Annotated in this window: 20 protein-coding genes; 14 read left to right on the forward strand and 6 right to left on the reverse strand. The window is 54.6% G+C overall.

Features of this window, described 5'->3' with window-relative positions; translation table 11 throughout:
- Positions 1-2: 2 nt before the first annotated feature.
- Complete coding sequence (locus E3E30_RS01925) at positions 3-272, reverse strand: 2-oxoglutarate ferredoxin oxidoreductase subunit delta (protein WP_014121915.1); 270 nt, start codon at positions 270-272, stop codon at positions 3-5.
- Positions 273-416: 144 nt separating this feature from the next.
- Positions 417-1,391 carry an archaeosine biosynthesis radical SAM protein RaSEA gene (locus E3E30_RS01930; RefSeq protein ID WP_167728246.1) on the reverse strand — a complete coding sequence of 325 codons (975 nt, stop codon included), beginning with the start codon at positions 1,389-1,391 and terminating at the stop codon, positions 417-419.
- 96 nt (positions 1,392-1,487) lie between these two features.
- Between E3E30_RS01930 and E3E30_RS01935 the strand changes: the two genes are divergently transcribed.
- The 9 genes from E3E30_RS01935 (at position 1,488) to E3E30_RS01975 (ending at position 5,776) form a co-directional block, all read left to right on the forward strand.
- Complete coding sequence (locus E3E30_RS01935; protein ID WP_042690226.1) at positions 1,488-1,706, forward strand: AbrB family transcriptional regulator; 219 nt, start codon at positions 1,488-1,490, stop codon at positions 1,704-1,706.
- On the forward strand, positions 1,703-2,119 hold the full coding sequence (locus E3E30_RS01940; protein WP_167728247.1) for a type II toxin-antitoxin system VapC family toxin: 417 nt from the start codon (positions 1,703-1,705) through the stop codon (positions 2,117-2,119). Before E3E30_RS01935 ends, E3E30_RS01940 begins: the two co-directional genes overlap by 4 nt.
- A gap of 33 nt (positions 2,120-2,152) precedes the next feature.
- Positions 2,153-2,347 (forward strand): hypothetical protein, encoded by a 195-nt coding sequence (locus E3E30_RS01945; protein WP_042690221.1) that lies wholly within the window; start codon positions 2,153-2,155, stop codon positions 2,345-2,347.
- Positions 2,328-2,792 carry a type II toxin-antitoxin system VapC family toxin gene (locus tag E3E30_RS01950; protein ID WP_042690218.1) on the forward strand — a complete coding sequence of 155 codons (465 nt, stop codon included), beginning with the start codon at positions 2,328-2,330 and terminating at the stop codon, positions 2,790-2,792. Before E3E30_RS01945 ends, E3E30_RS01950 begins: the two co-directional genes overlap by 20 nt.
- Positions 2,793-2,794: 2 nt before the next feature.
- On the forward strand, positions 2,795-3,568 hold the full coding sequence (gene surE / locus E3E30_RS01955) for a 5'/3'-nucleotidase SurE (RefSeq protein ID WP_167728248.1): 774 nt from the start codon (positions 2,795-2,797) through the stop codon (positions 3,566-3,568).
- A gap of 122 nt (positions 3,569-3,690) precedes the next feature.
- On the forward strand, positions 3,691-4,428 hold the full coding sequence (locus tag E3E30_RS01960; protein ID WP_167728249.1) for a hypothetical protein: 738 nt from the start codon (positions 3,691-3,693) through the stop codon (positions 4,426-4,428).
- 148 nt (positions 4,429-4,576) lie between these two features.
- Complete coding sequence (locus tag E3E30_RS01965) at positions 4,577-4,894, forward strand: hypothetical protein (RefSeq protein WP_167728250.1); 318 nt, start codon at positions 4,577-4,579, stop codon at positions 4,892-4,894.
- Between the two features lie 51 nt (positions 4,895-4,945).
- Positions 4,946-5,296 (forward strand): hypothetical protein, encoded by a 351-nt coding sequence (locus tag E3E30_RS01970; protein ID WP_167728251.1) that lies wholly within the window; start codon positions 4,946-4,948, stop codon positions 5,294-5,296.
- Positions 5,297-5,776: a putative toxin-antitoxin system toxin component, PIN family gene (locus tag E3E30_RS01975; protein WP_167728252.1), complete on the forward strand. Its 480-nt coding sequence runs from the start codon at positions 5,297-5,299 to the stop codon at positions 5,774-5,776.
- A 1-nt stretch (position 5,777) separates the two neighbouring features.
- On the opposite strand, the gene ftsY is transcribed toward E3E30_RS01975, so the two are convergent.
- Entirely contained in the window at positions 5,778-6,764 is a 987-nt protein-coding gene (ftsY, locus tag E3E30_RS01980; RefSeq protein WP_167728253.1) for a signal recognition particle-docking protein FtsY, read from the reverse strand.
- 62 nt (positions 6,765-6,826) lie between these two features.
- Positions 6,827-7,306, reverse strand: coding sequence for a hypothetical protein (locus E3E30_RS01985; protein WP_167728254.1), 480 nt, complete (start codon positions 7,304-7,306; stop codon positions 6,827-6,829).
- A gap of 129 nt (positions 7,307-7,435) precedes the next feature.
- On the opposite strand from E3E30_RS01985, the gene E3E30_RS11435 reads away from it, so the two are divergent.
- The 4 genes from E3E30_RS11435 to E3E30_RS02005 are packed head-to-tail and all read left to right on the forward strand — an operon-like array spanning position 7,436 to position 12,250.
- On the forward strand, positions 7,436-8,728 hold the full coding sequence (locus E3E30_RS11435) for a BMP family ABC transporter substrate-binding protein (RefSeq protein WP_042690200.1): 1,293 nt from the start codon (positions 7,436-7,438) through the stop codon (positions 8,726-8,728).
- 48 nt (positions 8,729-8,776) lie between these two features.
- Positions 8,777-10,312: an ABC transporter ATP-binding protein gene (locus E3E30_RS01995; RefSeq protein WP_167728255.1), complete on the forward strand. Its 1,536-nt coding sequence runs from the start codon at positions 8,777-8,779 to the stop codon at positions 10,310-10,312.
- Positions 10,296-11,342 carry an ABC transporter permease gene (locus tag E3E30_RS02000; RefSeq protein ID WP_042690195.1) on the forward strand — a complete coding sequence of 349 codons (1,047 nt, stop codon included), beginning with the start codon at positions 10,296-10,298 and terminating at the stop codon, positions 11,340-11,342. Before E3E30_RS01995 ends, E3E30_RS02000 begins: the two co-directional genes overlap by 17 nt.
- The gene (locus tag E3E30_RS02005) at positions 11,339-12,250 is read left to right on the forward strand and encodes an ABC transporter permease (protein WP_042690193.1); all 912 of its coding nucleotides are present in this window, start codon (positions 11,339-11,341) and stop codon (positions 12,248-12,250) included. Before E3E30_RS02000 ends, E3E30_RS02005 begins: the two co-directional genes overlap by 4 nt.
- Before the next feature lie 6 nt (positions 12,251-12,256).
- Here E3E30_RS02005 and E3E30_RS02010 read toward each other — a convergent pair whose 3' ends face one another.
- The gene (locus E3E30_RS02010; RefSeq protein WP_167728256.1) at positions 12,257-13,237 is read right to left on the reverse strand and encodes a zinc ABC transporter substrate-binding protein; all 981 of its coding nucleotides are present in this window, start codon (positions 13,235-13,237) and stop codon (positions 12,257-12,259) included.
- A 92-nt stretch (positions 13,238-13,329) separates the two neighbouring features.
- Between E3E30_RS02010 and E3E30_RS02015 the strand changes: the two genes are divergently transcribed.
- Positions 13,330-15,138 (forward strand): DUF4932 domain-containing protein, encoded by a 1,809-nt coding sequence (locus tag E3E30_RS02015; RefSeq protein WP_167728257.1) that lies wholly within the window; start codon positions 13,330-13,332, stop codon positions 15,136-15,138.
- Here E3E30_RS02015 and E3E30_RS02020 read toward each other — a convergent pair.
- Complete coding sequence (locus tag E3E30_RS02020) at positions 15,126-15,428, reverse strand: hypothetical protein (RefSeq protein WP_042690185.1); 303 nt, start codon at positions 15,426-15,428, stop codon at positions 15,126-15,128. The genes E3E30_RS02015 and E3E30_RS02020 overlap by 13 nt on opposite strands.
- Between the last annotated feature and the right edge of the window lies 1 nt (position 15,429).

Raw genomic sequence — 15,429 nt, forward strand, 5'->3', positions numbered from 1 at the left:
GGTCACCACCTTACCGCGATGGCGAAGTCCGGGCAGAGGAGCTCACAGAGCTTGCACTTGACGCACTTCTCCGCGTGAACAGGGACTGGATAGTGCACACCTTTCTCGCTCAGCTCCTTGCTCCACTCGAAGACCTTCCTCGGGCACATCTCGACACAAATTCCACAGCCCTTGCAGAGAAATGTATCAACGTCAATCTCAACGATTCCTTCCGCCTTTCCGACGACAAGGTAGCCGTTTTTTTCAACAACGGTGTTCGCGTTTTCGGCCATCGGGACCACCTCTCGACGTGGCCTTTTACGTTTGTCAACATTTAAAGCTTTCGCGGGGGGACATTGATGTCCAGAAAAGGTTCATTCGAGGGCAAACGTGCATCGGGATAAAAGTTTTGGAGAAGGCAGGGGGCTTTCGAAGAATCACCACGTAACCAGTTGCCAGTCCAAAAGCCCGTTCTCGACGATGTAGCTCCACCTCTCCCTGCACTCCGGCTTGAGGTTTTCGATGTATTTCAAATCCTGCGTCGCCGAGAACTTCTTTATCGCCCTGCCGATAACGCGGTCGTAGTCTGTCAGACAGTTGTGGGGTCCGCGCTTTGAGCCAGCCCCAACGGGGTCGCTCAGGATTCTCTTGTTCGGGAACTTTTTCTTCGCCCAGATTAGAACCTCGACCGCGCTCCAGAGCCACGGCGGGCGGTACTCATTCTTCTCCCACAGCCTCTCATAGAGAGTCCCCTTCTGGATGTCGGTGATGTTTATCGAGAAGGTATCTGTGTAGGGTTCGGCCTTGATTATGCTCTCCTTGACGTCCTCTATTGCCGTTCTTTCGCTCAGAAAAATCGGCTTCAGCAGGAGGTAGGTCTTGACCTTCGCTCCAGCCTTCCTCGTTATCTCCGAGGCCCTCACGAAGTCCTCGAAGGTGTTGCCCTTGTTTATCGAGACGTCGGCGATGTCATCGTTGGCCGTTTCCAGCCCTATGGCAACCTCGAAGTGCTTGTCCGGAACTATCTTGGCCAGCTCTTTAACCGCGTCGTAGCGAACCAGCTCGCTCCTACTCTCGATGACGATTTCCTCAACGTTCTCCATCTCCGCCAGAAGCTCGAAGATTTTTCTTCTCGTTTCAGGTTTGAGCTCGCCGTTGTCGAGGAAAGAGCCTGATGTGAACATTCTCACCGCGAAAGGGCCTTTTTTGCCTTTTATTTTCTCCAGCGCTTCCCTCACGTAGTCCACTATTGCTTCCTGGCTCCACTTGACTTTGGGGGCCGAGGTGGGGTAGGCGCACATGTAGCAGGCCTTTCCTATTCTGAAGCGGTAGCAACCTATAGTGGGCAGGATTATGAAGAGCGCCGTTCCCGGCTTTCCGGCAACGTTGTCCTCGCTCGTCCAGTAGGTCATGCTCTCACCTGAGGGGCGTTGGGACAGGGGTTTTTAAAGGTAGGCCATGTCAAAACGTATTTAAGGGTGGTAGTAAATCCAAAAAATGGTGAGGATATGGAAATAGTGGTGAAACGTCTCGACTCCCAGGGCAGGCTTCTCATTCCCCGTGAGATTAGGGAGAAGCTTGGCGACGAAGTCATAATAGTTGACCTTGGCGATAGGGTGGAGCTCCTTCCGAGGAGGAGAGCCAACCTGCGGAAGTTCTTCGACAGTGTTGAGATTGATGAGCTGAAGGAGTGGGAGGAGCTCAAAAAGGAGCTGTGGATGGAATGAGGTTCATTGATGCCAACGTCTTCATATACGCGTTTCTAAGGCCGAAGAAGGAGCCACCAGAGAATGTTAAGGAAATCAAGGAGCGGGCCAAGGCGATACTCACGAGGGTGAGCGATGGCGAGCGTGTTGTAACTACGGTCGTCCACCTGAGCGAGGTTGCCAACGTCGTCGAGAGCAGGGGAGGAAAGAAGAAGGCCGTTGAGGTCGTTCTGGCGGTTTTAACGAGTGAGAACATTGAAGTTCTTCCGGTCTCTCCCAGTGATTATCTAAAGGCAACTCTCATAGCCGAGGAGAAAAACCTCGGCGTGAACGACGCTTTGGCCTACGTTAAGATGAAAGAACTCGACATAGAGGAGATTTACACGTTCGATAGGGACTTTGAAAAGCTCGATGTCAGGGTGGTGAAGGTTTAAATCTCCTTGCGTCGAGAAATTGTTGGTGGGAAAATGGAAGAAGTTACCGAAGTTCATATTGTAATTAAAACATCTCAGAAAAACGTTGAACGGCTAAAGATTGAACTGGCAATGCTACAAGGCAAGCTAAACGTGGAAGAAGCCCTCAAACGAGCAAAGGGAATCATGAAAGGAGCAAAATCCTGGCAGGAGCTGGAGGCGGAGATGTATGATGAGCTTGTTCCTTGACAGCAACGTGTTTATCGAGAACTTTCGAGGAAATCATGTAGCCGAACAACTCGTCGAGAAGCTGTTCACAGGGAGATACTCTCTGTTTATAAACGACGTGGTTTACAACGAGGTTCTTTTTATGTATCTCAAGCACAGAACGGGTAAGGGATACTGGGGCTTAAAAAAGCATCCAGAGCTTGTTAAAAAGGTCGGCAATGAGTTTGTCGACTTTGTGTTGCCCCTTCTCGCGTTTCCGAAATTCTTGGATACAACGAATGAGATAATAGTTGAGGCGCTCACAATTGTCACCACTTATGGTCTCCTCCCCAGCGATGCGCTAATCTTGGCAACAGCCAAATACTACGGTCTTGACGGGATAGTGAGCCTCGATTCTGACCTGCTTACCGTTGCACCACGGGAAGGTCTTTTAGCGATTTCAAAAGTTGAAGACTTGGAGGTGTAGCCTTGAGAATCCTCCTCACCAACGATGACGGAATTTACTCCAACGGCCTGCGCGCCGCTGTGAAAGCCCTGAGCGAGCTCGGCGAAGTTTACGTCGTTGCCCCGCTCTTCCAGAGGAGTGCGAGCGGCAGGGCCATGACGCTCCACAGGCCGATAAGGGCCAAGCGCGTTGACGTCCCCGGCGCGAAAGTGGCTTATGGAATAGACGGAACTCCTACTGACTGCGTGATTTTCGCTTTGGCTCGCTTCGGTGGCTTTGACTTAGCGGTCAGCGGGATTAACCTCGGCGAGAACCTGAGCACGGAGATAACTGTCTCCGGAACGGCTTCAGCAGCGATAGAGGCTTCCACTCACGGGATTCCGAGCATAGCGATTAGCCTCGAGGTGGAGTGGAAGAAGACCCTCGGCGAGGGTGAAGGGGTTGACTTCTCGGTCTCGGCGCACTTCCTCAGGAGAATAGCCGGTGCTGTCCTTGAGAGGGGTCTTCCAGAGGGCGTCGATATGCTTAACGTCAACGTGCCGAGCGACGCGACGGAGGAGACGGAGATAGCAATCACCCGCTTAGCCAGGAAGCGATACTCCCCGACGGTCGAGGAAAGGATTGACCCCAAGGGCAACCCCTACTACTGGATTGTCGGCAGACTCGTTCAGGACTTCGAGCCGGGAACCGATGCCTACGCCCTGAAGGTCGAGAGGAAGGTCAGCGTCACGCCGATAAACATCGACATGACGGCAAGAGTGGATTTTGGGGAGCTTGTGAAACATTTAGACATCTAAACCCTCTTTTTAACGAAATCATTATAAGGATTACTACCTTGGGCAGTGGTGAATTAGAATCAAATATGGATAGAACTACATCTACCGAGAGCCTGGCCAACCCGATGGCGGGTCTTAAGGTGGTGGTCTCTATGAAAAGATACGCGGTTCCGTTTGCTCTCATCCTTTTCCTCTGTTTGGGAGTCTTCTTCTATGCTCAGGACACAGATGTCAGCAGTAGTGACTCCTGCTTTTCAAGAGTAATGGTGAACGTCAGCGATGTTAAGCCCCCAATCGTCAGCGGGCCGGGGTTCCCGCCTTGGGCAGGATTTAAGGGCATAACACTCGATGAGGTTGTAAACGGAAGCCCAAGGCACGTGCTCATCGGGTTTTTTGGCTTTGAAAACGCGTCGTGGCCACTTGAAAAGCCATCCTGCTACTTTAAATCCCTGGAAGGTGTTTCCAAGAACTGGACGGGAATTATGGGGCCTGGACTGAACGTTGAAAGAGTTAAGCTCTCCGGAACCCTCCACATGGCCCTTTACGTGTATCCACTGGAGGGAACGGCAATAATAGCCAAGGTGGATTACGGGGACACGCCGGAGAAGTCGAAGATAACCGAAGCATTTAGACTTGATTACGAGAAGAATCCCAGCGAGATTGTGGACGCCTACATTTCCAAGCTTGAGCACTCAGGCCATACTGCAGTCAGGGAGCTTTCCGGCGGTCTTTCCAAGGGTTGGGTGTTCAAGAAAGGAGGTGATTACCTGCTTGTGATTGAGACAAGGGACGCGGGCAACTTGTACCTGATTCTCGCCTGGGGAGGAGAGGATGACGTCAAAAAACTCGCCGACTCAATTTCCCGCGTGGAGGTGGGGTGAGCCCGATGAAGCTCCGCTCTCTTCTTTATCCCCTCCTCTTTCTCTCCGTCGAGTTGTGCTTGCCTTTGCAGTTCTGCGGGAGGACTACATAAAGGCCGTTTGCTGGTCGAGAAATCCTCCGGCCCGCTCCTCCGAGTTCACCCCATAGTTGGTCTTTTTCCTCGCCGTTGTGCTTCCGTTCCTCGTTCTTACAGTTTACGCCCTCTGGAGGAAGCGGATAGAAACCGCCCTGCTTTCGGGTTCTGCCGGGATTGCTGTGCTCACGGGAACGGCGCTCCTGACCTTTGACGCGGGGCTCACTCTGCTCACCGTTCTGCTTCTCACGCCCCTTCTCCAGTGGACTGGGGAGAAGGTTTTGGGGATACAACCCGATAGAAACGAGGAAACCATATGGGTCGTCTCGACTGTTCTGAGCTTCCTCGCGGTCTGGAGTGTAGTACGCATGTCATTAGGGGTCTCAATCTGAGCTGGCGTTAGGGTTTTATAATTCGCCATAGAGATTAGGACGGGGAGAATTATGGCGTCTGATGTTGAGAAGGTCGTGAAGCTGTTTCAGAGGAGAGAGACCCAGGAGGCGTTTGGTGAGTGGATTGTCCAACTCGCGAGAAAGATTCACGAGAGGCCGGAGGACATTGTGTGGTTTTTTGAGGAGATGAGAAAAAGGGAAGAGTGGGACGAAAAGCTCGAGGAGTTTGAGGGGATTACTAAGGACTTATCACCAGAGGAGCTTTTTGAGCTTGCAGTCAGGGAGGCTGAAAACGCTCCCGAAATCAGGGGGAGCACTGAGAAGCTCGTAACAGATGCGAGAAAGAAGATTGAGAAGTTCATGAGAATCAAGGAGAAGCTAAGGCGCATTGGAGTGATTTGAATGACCAGCGGTAAAATAAGGGTCGTTCTTGACACTTCGATTTTGGTTAGTGCGCTGAAATCAAAGAACCCCGAGCGTTCTCCAGCTTGGCGAATTCTAAAGGCTCTTGTCAGTGGGGAAATGGAGAACTATCTCAGCGATGAGATTTGGGAGGAGATGAGCCGGGTTCTAATGGAACTCGCAGAGGGGACAAAAAGGGAAATCCTTGCTCTCCAAATACTCACATTGGTGAAGAGGAAGAGCATCGTCGTTCAGCCTGAGCCGAAATTTTCTGGGGATGCAAAGTTTATCAAAAAGCTGAAAGACCCGAGCGATGCCAAGTTCTTCGACGTGACGTACACGGCTAAGGCTGACTATATCATTTCAGAGAACACGAGGCACATTGTCCAAATGAGAGACGAGGACACGAAAACTTATCGTTTCGACGGGAGAAAGGTTAAAATCTTGAAAGCAAAAGAATTCGTAAAGGAAATTTTGTAGCTCACTCCTCCCCGAAAATCCTGTCCACGAACCACTTCTCGTCGAAGGGCTTTAAGTCGTCGTAGCCCTGGCCGACGCCGACGAAGAGTATCGGCGCGCCAATCGCGTGGCTTATGCTCAAAGCCGCTCCACCCCTCGCGTCCGCATCGAGCTTGGTGAGGATTACTCCGTCTATTCTGACGGCCTCGTTGAACTGCTTGGCCTGCTCCACAACGGCGTTTCCGCTCAGGCTGTCGCCGACGAAGATTACCAGGTCAGGTTTGGTAACCCTCACGATTTTCTTCATCTCGTCCATGAGGTTCCTGTTGAGCTCGTTCCTTCCGGCGGTGTCGACGAGAACCACATCAACTCCCCTCGCCTTGGCGTGCTGGATTGCGTCGTAGGCAACCGCCGCCGGGTCGGCTCCGTAGTCGTGCTTTATCACCTTAACTCCAACGCGCTTCGCGTGCTCCTCTATCTGCTCTATCGCTCCGGCCCTAAACGTGTCGCTCGCCGCTATGACGACGCTCAGCCCGTTCTTCTTGAGCCAGTTGGCGAGCTTGGCTATGGTTGTGGTCTTCCCCGAGCCATTGAAGCCGACGAAGACTATTACGAATGGCTTCTCCTCCTTGGAGCGAATCATCTCGAGGAGGTCAATCTTTTTCTCGGGCGTCAGGATTTCGAGAATTGCCTCGCGGAGAGCTTCCTCTATCAGCTTGCCCTTGTTGGTTCCGATGCGGACCTTCTTTCCGACCAGCTTCTCCTTAATCTTCTCCCTCAGGGCCTCGACGGTTTCGAGGGCAACGTCCGCCTCGAGGAGTTCAAGCTCCAGCTCGTCCAAAGCTTCCTCAACGTCCTTCTCCTTAATCTCGACCTGGAGGAGCCTCTCCATGAGGCCGGGCTTCTTCTCGGTCTCGACTTTCTTTTCGACCTTCTTCTCTTCCTCCTCAATCTTCTCCTCGACCTGCTTGGTGAACTTCTTGAGCTTTTCCCTGAGCTTTCCGAACATGCTCTCACCCGGAGAAAAGAGGGGGAAGGCCTATAAAAAGCCCTCGGCGATAGCTGGTTTCATCACCGCTCAGACCCGAAGCCACTCGTCATCGGGCGCCTTACGTAGGTCTTCCTCTCAACGACGCGACCGTTTTCGAGCTTATAAACCTTTAAAAGCTCGGCTCCCATCGTTTCCCGTTTGTAAGCTATGAGGTAGTCGAGGTGGTTCCTGATTCTGTACCGGGTTATCGAGTCGGCCACATAGCGCTCCTCGTAGAGGAGGACGAGCTTTCCTTCCTCCCGCTTCATCTCGAGCCAGCGGAGCAGTTTCTCGCGCTTGGTTCCCTTCCGGGTGAGGGGATTGACGATGAGGTAAACGGGAAAGTCCGCCCTGAAGGGGTTGCCAACGTAGATTTCTCCCTCAACGGGGAACGGAAGTTCTTCCGCCAGAGCACTCCCCTTTCTCTCGGCCCACGATTGGAAGTAGAGCCGCGCGAGCCTCTTACCTCCGCCAGAAATCATCACCGTTCCGGATTCGAGCGTAAGTATTTCCCTCAGCATACGCCTCCCTTTAACTTTTATTGCGCAGTTAAATCTTTTTCGACCGTTTGAACACCCAAAGGCACCGCAAAGTATTTATCGGGCCCCAAAGAATAAGCTTTTACAAACCAAGACGGGGTGTGTTAGGCTATGCGAAAGCTGTTCGGTTTGTTGTTGGTGGGCCTGATGGCCCTTAGCATCGTGGCCAGCGGCTGCATAAGTGGAAACTCCAGCAGTGCAGAAACTAAAATAAACATCCTCTACACCTACACCGGGTCATTTGGCGACCCTGCCAAGGGTAAGCAGGCCGCTCAGGCCCAGCTTCAGCAGGGTGCCTGGGTTATCTACCAGGTTGCCGGCGGTACCGGTCTCGGTGTCTTCGAGGCCGTCGGTGACTATCTGAAGGCCAACAACAAGAAGATGGGTCCGCCGTTCGCTATAGGCGTTGACTCCGCCCAGGATTGGATTAAGCCCGGCGTTATAATCGCGAGCATGATGAAGCGCGTTGACGTCGGCGTTTACAACGCCGTCAAGGAGGCGGAGGAGAACCAGTTCAAGGGCGGTGTCGTCGAGCTCGGCCTCAAGGAGGGCGGTGTCAAGCTCTCGACCATAGAGGACGTCAAGGCGATGTTTGACTCCCTTCCGGCCGACGTCAGGGAGAAGAAGCTCAAGGACCTCGGCTTCAAGAGCGAAGATGAACTCATCCAGTTCCTTGAGCAGACCAGGAAGCAGGTTCCGGACTGGATTTGGCAGGCAGTTGATGAGCTCCAGAAGCAGATAATCAGCGGTCAGATAATCGTTCCGAAGGCCACCGCCAAGGACCAGATTGAGCTCCTCAGGAAGGCCCAGAACTGGACGGTAATGGAGCAGTACGCCAAGGAGTGGGCCGCCAAGGAGCCCAAGCCCGAGACCTACTTCGACGAGAAGCTCAACCAGAGGCAGAACACCGGAAAGATAGCCATCGTTTACGATGTCGGCGGCAGGGGCGACCTCAGCTTCAACGATATGGCCTACATGGGTGCCGAGAGGGCCGCCAAGGAGTTTAACCTCCAGCTCACCGAGCTCCAGAGCAACAGCGAGAACGACTACCTTCCGAACCTCAGGAGCCTCGCCAAGAGCGGTGAGTACGACATAATCATCGCGGTCGGCTTCATGATGACCAACGCCGTCAAGCAGGTTGCCCAGGAGTACCCGAACCAGAGGTTCGTTATCATTGACGGCTACGACCCGGAGATGCCACACAACGTCCAGATGGTTCTCTTCAAGGAGAACGAGGGTTCAGCCCTGGCCGGTGCCTTAGCGGCGCTGATAGCGCTCAACGACAACAAGGACACCATAGGAATCGTCCTCGGTATGGAGATTCCGGTTCTCTACAAGTTCGAGGGTGGCTACCGCTTCGGTGCCTACTGGGCCCTCGACTACTACAAGAACCACAAGCAGTGATTTCTTCTTCCTCTTTTGTTTCCCTTTTGAGATTTGGAGGTGAAAGGGATGGAAGAGCAAACTCCAGTGCTTGAGATGCGAGACATAGTCAAGGTTTATCCCGACGGCACAAGGGCCCTGAAGGGCGTCACGATTAAGGTCTACGAGGGCGAAATCCTCGGTCTTCTCGGCGAGAACGGTGCCGGAAAAACGACGCTGATGAAGGTTCTCTTCGGAATGCTCAAGCCCACGAAGGGCAAAATCTTTCTCAGGGGCAAAGAAGTCCGCTTCAAGAGTCCCGCCGATGCAATAGCGAACGGAATCGGAATGGTTCACCAGCACTTCACCCTGGTCGAGGTCTTCAACGCCCTCGAAAACATTATCCTCGGAATGGAGGGGCACAGCCTGCTGTCCAAAATTGACGTCGAGAACGCGAGAAAGAAGCTCCAGAAGCTGATGGACGAGCTCAACTTCCAGGTTCCCCTCGACGTTCCCGTGGAGAACCTTCCCGTCGGCGTCCAGCAGAGGATTGAAATCCTCAAGATGCTCTACCGCGACGTTGACATACTCATCCTCGACGAGCCGACCGCGGTTCTCACGCCGATAGAGGTCAAGGAGCTCTTTGCGGTTCTCAGGAAGCTCAAGGAGCAGGGGAAGACGATAATCTTCATCAGCCACAAGCTCAACGAGGTAATGGAGATAACCGACCGCGTCACGGTCATAAGGAAGGGCGAGGTCGTCGGAACCGTCAAGACGAGTGAGGCAACACCCCAGCTCCTCGCGAGGATGATGGTGGGCAGGGACGTGGTTCTCAGGATTGAGAAGCCCCCGAAGGAGCCCGGTGAGGTAATCTTCCGCGTCGAGAACCTCTGGGTGAAGGGAGACAGGGGAGAAGACGCCGTCAGGGGGCTTACCTTTGAGGTCAGAGCCGGCGAGATATTTGGAATAGCGGGTGTCGAGGGCAACGGCCAGAGCGAGCTCATAGAGGCCATAACAGGTTTGAGGAAGGTCGAGAAGGGCAAGGTCTACCTCAAGGGCGTTGACATCACCGGCAAGAAGCCGAGGGAGCTCTACGACATGGGAATGGCCCACATCCCCGAGGACAGGACTCACATGGGTCTAATCCTTGAGATGAGCGTGATGGAGAACTCCATTCTGGGAATGCACTGGAGGAAGGAGTTCTCGAAGGGCTTCCTACTCGACTGGGACAAGGTTGAGGAGCACGCGAAGAGGCTCATAGAGGAATTCGAGGTCAGTGCGCCCGGAACCAAGGCCCCGGTGAAGAGCCTGAGCGGTGGAAACCAGCAGAAGCTCATCGTTGCCAGAGAAGTTAGCAAGAAGCCCGAGTTCATAATAGCGGCACAGCCAACGCGCGGTGTTGACGTCGCCTCGACCGAATACATCAGGAACTACCTCGTCAAGCTGAGGAACGAGGACAAGGCCGTTCTGCTCGTCTCGGCCGACCTGGATGAGGTTCTCCAGCTCAGCGACAGGATGGCGATAATGTACGAAGGCCAGTTCATGGGAATAGTCAGGCCCGACGAGGTTACCGAGGAGCAGATTGGTCTCATGATGGGAGGTGTTAAGGGTGAACCTCAAAAATGAGCTCAGGGGATACGCCAAACCCGTGGCCGAGAGCGTTTTGGCGATACTCATTGGAGCGTTCATAGGTGCCCTCGTCCTCTGGTTCAGCGGGTACAGTCCGTTTGAGGCCTACTACTGGCTGATAAGGGGCTCTCTCACCTCGGTTGACGGCATCGCCGAGACCCTCGCAAAGTCTGCTCCACTAATCCTAACTGCCATAACCTTCGCGATAGGCGCGAGAACGGGCCTCTTCAACATCGGCGCCGAGGGAACCGTCTACTTCGGCGCAATGGCGGCGATAATAGTGACCCAGTACCTCCAGAACCCGATAGCGGGCCTTCTGGCTGGCCTTCTCATCGGAGCCCTGTGGGCCCTTCCAGCGGCGGTTCTCAAGGTTTACAGGGGAGTCCACGAGGTCATATCCACGATAATGTTCAACTGGATTGCCTTCTTCCTCGTCAGCTGGCTCGCGGTCAGCGTCTACTACAACCCAAAGGACCCCAACAGCACCCTGCCGATTCCCCCCTCAGCCAGGCTCCCGCTTCTCGTGAAGAACACAAGCCTCTCCTGGGCGTTCATAGTGGCAATCCTCTCGGCGATAATCGTCTTCATAGTGATGTGGCACACCAAACTGGGCTACGAGCTCAGAACCAGCGGACAGAACCCGAGGGCGGCCGAATACGGCGGAATCAATCCCAAGCGCTCGGCCATATGGTCGTTCGTCATCGGTGGAATGACCGCAGGACTGGCGGGCGCTGGACTCGTCATGGGAACGCCACCAAGCTACGCCATAACCCAGGGATTGGCCAACGTCTACGGCTACGGTTTCGACGGAATAGGCGTCTCTCTCGTCGGAAGGAACCATCCGCTCGGCATAATCTTCGCGGGAATCCTCTTCGGAGCCCTGAGCGCGGGAGCAACCGCGATGCAGCAGCACGCCCACGTCCCGCTCGAGATGATTAAGGTCATCGAGGGAATCATCATCATAGCCGTCGCCGTGCCCGGGTTGCTCGACCTCTTCGCCAGGCTTTTCAGGAGGGGTGAGGCATGAACGAAACCATGGTAATCAGCCTTCTCCTCGGTTCACTCGCGGCGATGGTTCCGATAGCTCTCACGAGCATAGGCGCGGTGATAAGCGAGAGGGCCGGTGTCGTCAACATCGGCTATGAGGGAATCCTGATGTTCGCGGCGTTCTTCGGGGCGATGTTCGCGGAGCTTGCCGGAAACGGCTGGGTTGGCATTCTCGGTGGGGCATTCGTAGGACTGCTGTTCGGCGTCCTTCACGGCGTTCTAACGGTTTACCTCAAGGGAGACCACGTCATTCCTGGTATAGGCCTCAACCTCCTCGGCTACGGTGCAGTCGCCTTCGGAATAAGGGCCTACTGGGGAACCGCCGGCCAGCACCAGGTTCCAAGCAACGCCCAGATTAGTCCGCTGTGGATGGACGCCTTTGGTAACTCCCTCAGCCCGATGGTGCCGATAACCATAGCGGTCGCCATAATAGCCTGGTGGGTGCTCTTCAAGACGCCCTTCGGGCTGAGAATCAGGGCCGTCGGTGAGAACCCCGAAGCTGCAGATGCCCTCGGAATAAACGTTGAGCTCTACCGCTTCACGGCGGTCCTCATAGCCAGCGCCTTGGCGGGCGTCGCCGGTGCCTACCTCAGCGTTGACTGGCTCGGAACCGTAACTAAGACGATAGCGGCTGGAAGGGGTTTCATTGCCCTAGCGAACATGGTCTTTAGTGGCTGGAACCCGCTGATAGCACTAGGAGGAGCGTTCCTCTTCGGATTCTTCGACAACTTCGCCATCTACATCCAGAACAACCCGTGGCTCGCGGGAACGATACCCTGGCAGTTCATAGCGACCCTGCCGTACGTCGTGACCCTCATAGTGGTCGCGGGAATAATAGGAAGGGCCAGGCCGCCCAAGTGGGACGGCAGGCCCTACAAGCGCGAGTGACCCCTTTCATTTTTTCAATATCACTCCCAGAGCTGTTCCAAGGACAACGCCTGTGATGAGAGCAAGAAGGGCGTATGTAACTACGGTGTTGTCCCTGGTGTTCTTCTCCGCCGTTTTTTGGGGGGTCGAGAGTGCCTTCATTATCGAGGCGGTGTTTTTGATTAGCCAGTCGGTGTAGTTCCCCGAAGCCCAGAAGACTGTTATCTCAGCCAGGGGCTTTCCGCTCTTCTGGGCGAGCTCAATTGAGGCCTTCTTGAGCTGTTCCGGGCTGTCGGAGCCGTAAACTATGAGCGAACTCTTCTCCGCGGTTGGGACGAGCTGGTCAACCCCTATCGCGGGAACCTCTTCCTCGGGCTTTATCGCGGCAACGGCCTTTATCCCAAGCCAGTCGATGGCGTACTCATCGGGGGGCATCTGTATCACAGCGGTCGCGTTCTTGGGGGCTAAAGCTTTGTAGGCCTCGACTATCGCCAGAACCCTCTCGCGGAACCTCTCAAAGTCCCTCTCGTAGGTCATTGCGTTTGCCGGGTCCTCCTCGATTAAGGCCTCCTTCGTGGCCTCGGCTATCGCTATCGCGTTGTAGGGGTCGAGCCAGACGCCGTGCGGATTGTCCTTGCCGTTGTACCAGTGTTCTTTGGCGTAGTGGAAGCCGTATTTCATATAGTCGTCGATGAAAAGGGCCTTTCCGGTTACGGTACCCTCCTTCTCAAGTTCTGCAATCCTTTTCTCAACGGGTAGATGGCCTCCGGTCGTCACTATGACCTGGGCCTTTGAGAGCAGTTCGACCTGCTGGGCCGTCAGCTGGTAGTCGTGGGGGTCAACGCCCGGCGGGATTATCACCTCGACCCTAACGCCAGGAAACGCCTCCTGGACTATTGAGCCTATTGGCGCTATCGTCGCCACAACCGTGACGTTCTCCTGAGCCGAAACGCCGTTGAGTGGGACTAACGCCAGGGTCAGCAGGATTATGAGCGCGAGCCTCTTCATCTTAGGTCACCCTAATTCTCCTCGGCTTTCGCCTTTTAAACTTCTCCCGCAACCCTTATAACCCGTTCCCTTAACTACTACCCGGTGATGTTATGAAGCGCCTCTTGATTTGGGTAACCATTCTAACCCTGTTGCTCGCACCTCTCGCGGCCCCCCAGGCTTCGGCCGTTAAAATAGGCCCCGACGTAACGGTTGAGATAAGCCCCAACGCCGAGCTCCTCGGAATCGTTTACTACCTTGCCTTTGGGAAGGACCCCTTTGTCATCGACAGGGGGAGTTACCTAGACGAAGTCGAGGCACACTTCGGAAAGTTCAGGAACTCAAAGGCAGTGCTCCTCTTGAAGTCCTATCTCTCTCAGGCAAGAAACGTGCCGGAGAGGGACTACCTGCTCCTCAACCTTGAGTACTACACGCTCCTCTGCTCTGAACCGCCTGAGCTCAGACCTCTAACGACCCTTGGATACCCATGGTTTGAAAACGAGTTCCTGCCCGCGCTCAGGGAGTTTGCGGAAGAGAGTGATTTCATGAACTTCTACGAGAGCCACATGGACTACTACAACGAAGACCTCAGAATCTACGAGAACGCCCTTAAAATGCTCCCTCCCGACGAGTTCATGGCCGAGAACGCGGGGGTTCATGGAGTTACCTACGAGTTCCTTCACCCCTACCTCGTTGCGGTTCACGGCCACAGCTTCAGCCCGACCCTTAACGGCACGGAAATCTGGGGCGCCGGCGGGATGCTTCCTCTAGTCAGGAGAACCCCCCAGAGAACCCTTTGGAGCTATAAAACCGCGCGAGACACGATGTTCGGGCTTCCGCTGAACAAGGACTACATAGTGAGCACGGGGCTCGACGAGTTGCTGTACCTCGGCTTTATTTACCACGAGCTCGGCCATGACGTCACCGTTCCGGCAATCAACTCATACAGGAATCTAACCAATCTCGCCTACTTCGTTGATGCGATACGGGCCGATATGCCGTATTTAGCGCGCTACGATATGCACTTCTGGAGCAGGACGGGGATGCTCTACGAGGGCTTCGCCGACGCGTGGGAGGACTACGCGATAAGCCGGATAAACGAGAACTACACGCTCCTGGCAATCAACATGCAGAAGGCCTGGGGAGAGTTCTGGGTTGGGTGGCTCCTCAACAGAACCGCCCACTACTCGGAGCTGAGCCGGAAAACGGGCAACCCCTTCTCGGACTACGTCTGGAGCATCCTCGATGAGATGAGAAACTTCGCGTCGCCGGAAAACGTCAGTGAGGTTTACTCCCGCGAGGTTCCGGTCACACCGCTGAGGGCATTTGACAGGGGCGCGGAGCTTGGAAGGGTCGTCATCGTCTACGGGACGGCCAACCCGGACCCGACCGGGACGGAGAAGGATAAGGAGACGGCCGAGGAGATAGCGGAGAACCTTGAGAAGTTCTACTCCCAGTGGGTCAGGTCTGTGGACGTCGTGGTGAAAGCGGACGTTAACGTCACGGACTCTGACCTTGAAGGGGTCGTCGTCCTCGTCGGCGGTCCGGTCTCGAACCGTCTCGTGAGGGAGCTCGATAGCAAGTTCCCGCTCCGCTTCGAGAAGGTTAACGGAACGTGGCTCTTAACCCACACCGAGAACGTCACGAGCTTCGTCCTCCTCGACGAGAAGAGCCCCTGGAGAAGGATTTACGGAAACGTGAGCGTCGCCGTTGGAAACCTTGGAAACGTCGCCAATGCGAGCGTTCTGATGGCAATCAGGAACCCCTACAACGAGAGCAACTACCTCGTATGGATTGCAGGCGAGAACAGGAACCTAACGGCGCTCTTCACGAACCCGACCTACTACCTGAGCAGTTACGAGATATGGAGCAAAAAGGGAATAGAGCTTGGGTTCTACGTCCAGCCGCTTCAGTCTTCCTGACTTTCTTTTTCCATGAGCCCGTTGCTCTTTATGTGGGGCTTGCCGATGGCTATGGTGAAGCCCTTGAAGCTGTCGTCTTTCCTATTGAACTCAATGGCTAAAGGAAGGCCGTTGTCCTCGTTGAAGACGATGCGGACGATTCTCGCCCGCGAGTGGTCGCTGAGGTAGTCCTCCTTCAGGCTCTCGTAGTCGTCGATAACTCTGTCAATGCTCTCGCTGTGCATATCGTAGATTTCCCGCGCGTAGACGCTGTGGTTTCGAATCTCCTGGACCTTCTTTTCCCTGTCCAAG

Origin of the sequence: Thermococcus sp. 9N3, from assembly GCF_012027685.1 — an archaeon.
Classification (GTDB): Archaea; Methanobacteriota_B; Thermococci; order Thermococcales; family Thermococcaceae; genus Thermococcus; species Thermococcus nautili.

Excerpts from the sequence above, each read along its gene's own strand:
- E3E30_RS01970 (WP_167728251.1), top strand. The coding sequence starts at position 4,946 with ATGGCGTCTGATGTTGAGAAGGTCGTGAAGCTGTTTCAGAGGAGAGAG.
- E3E30_RS01930 (WP_167728246.1), bottom strand. The coding sequence starts at position 1,391 with ATGACCTACTGGACGAGCGAGGACAACGTTGCCGGAAAGCCGGGAACG.
- E3E30_RS01985 (WP_167728254.1), bottom strand. The coding sequence starts at position 7,306 with ATGCTGAGGGAAATACTTACGCTCGAATCCGGAACGGTGATGATTTCT.
- E3E30_RS02015 (WP_167728257.1), top strand. The coding sequence starts at position 13,330 with ATGAAGCGCCTCTTGATTTGGGTAACCATTCTAACCCTGTTGCTCGCA.
- E3E30_RS01950 (WP_042690218.1), top strand. The coding sequence starts at position 2,328 with ATGATGAGCTTGTTCCTTGACAGCAACGTGTTTATCGAGAACTTTCGA.
- E3E30_RS01935 (WP_042690226.1), top strand. The coding sequence starts at position 1,488 with ATGGAAATAGTGGTGAAACGTCTCGACTCCCAGGGCAGGCTTCTCATT.
- ftsY (WP_167728253.1), bottom strand. The coding sequence starts at position 6,764 with ATGTTCGGAAAGCTCAGGGAAAAGCTCAAGAAGTTCACCAAGCAGGTC.
- E3E30_RS01975 (WP_167728252.1), top strand. The coding sequence starts at position 5,297 with ATGACCAGCGGTAAAATAAGGGTCGTTCTTGACACTTCGATTTTGGTT.
- E3E30_RS02010 (WP_167728256.1), bottom strand. The coding sequence starts at position 13,237 with ATGAAGAGGCTCGCGCTCATAATCCTGCTGACCCTGGCGTTAGTCCCA.
- E3E30_RS01995 (WP_167728255.1), top strand. The coding sequence starts at position 8,777 with ATGGAAGAGCAAACTCCAGTGCTTGAGATGCGAGACATAGTCAAGGTT.
- E3E30_RS11435 (WP_042690200.1), top strand. The coding sequence starts at position 7,436 with ATGCGAAAGCTGTTCGGTTTGTTGTTGGTGGGCCTGATGGCCCTTAGC.
- E3E30_RS02005 (WP_042690193.1), top strand. The coding sequence starts at position 11,339 with ATGAACGAAACCATGGTAATCAGCCTTCTCCTCGGTTCACTCGCGGCG.
- E3E30_RS01940 (WP_167728247.1), top strand. The coding sequence starts at position 1,703 with ATGAGGTTCATTGATGCCAACGTCTTCATATACGCGTTTCTAAGGCCG.
- E3E30_RS01925 (WP_014121915.1), bottom strand. The coding sequence starts at position 272 with ATGGCCGAAAACGCGAACACCGTTGTTGAAAAAAACGGCTACCTTGTC.
- E3E30_RS01945 (WP_042690221.1), top strand. The coding sequence starts at position 2,153 with ATGGAAGAAGTTACCGAAGTTCATATTGTAATTAAAACATCTCAGAAA.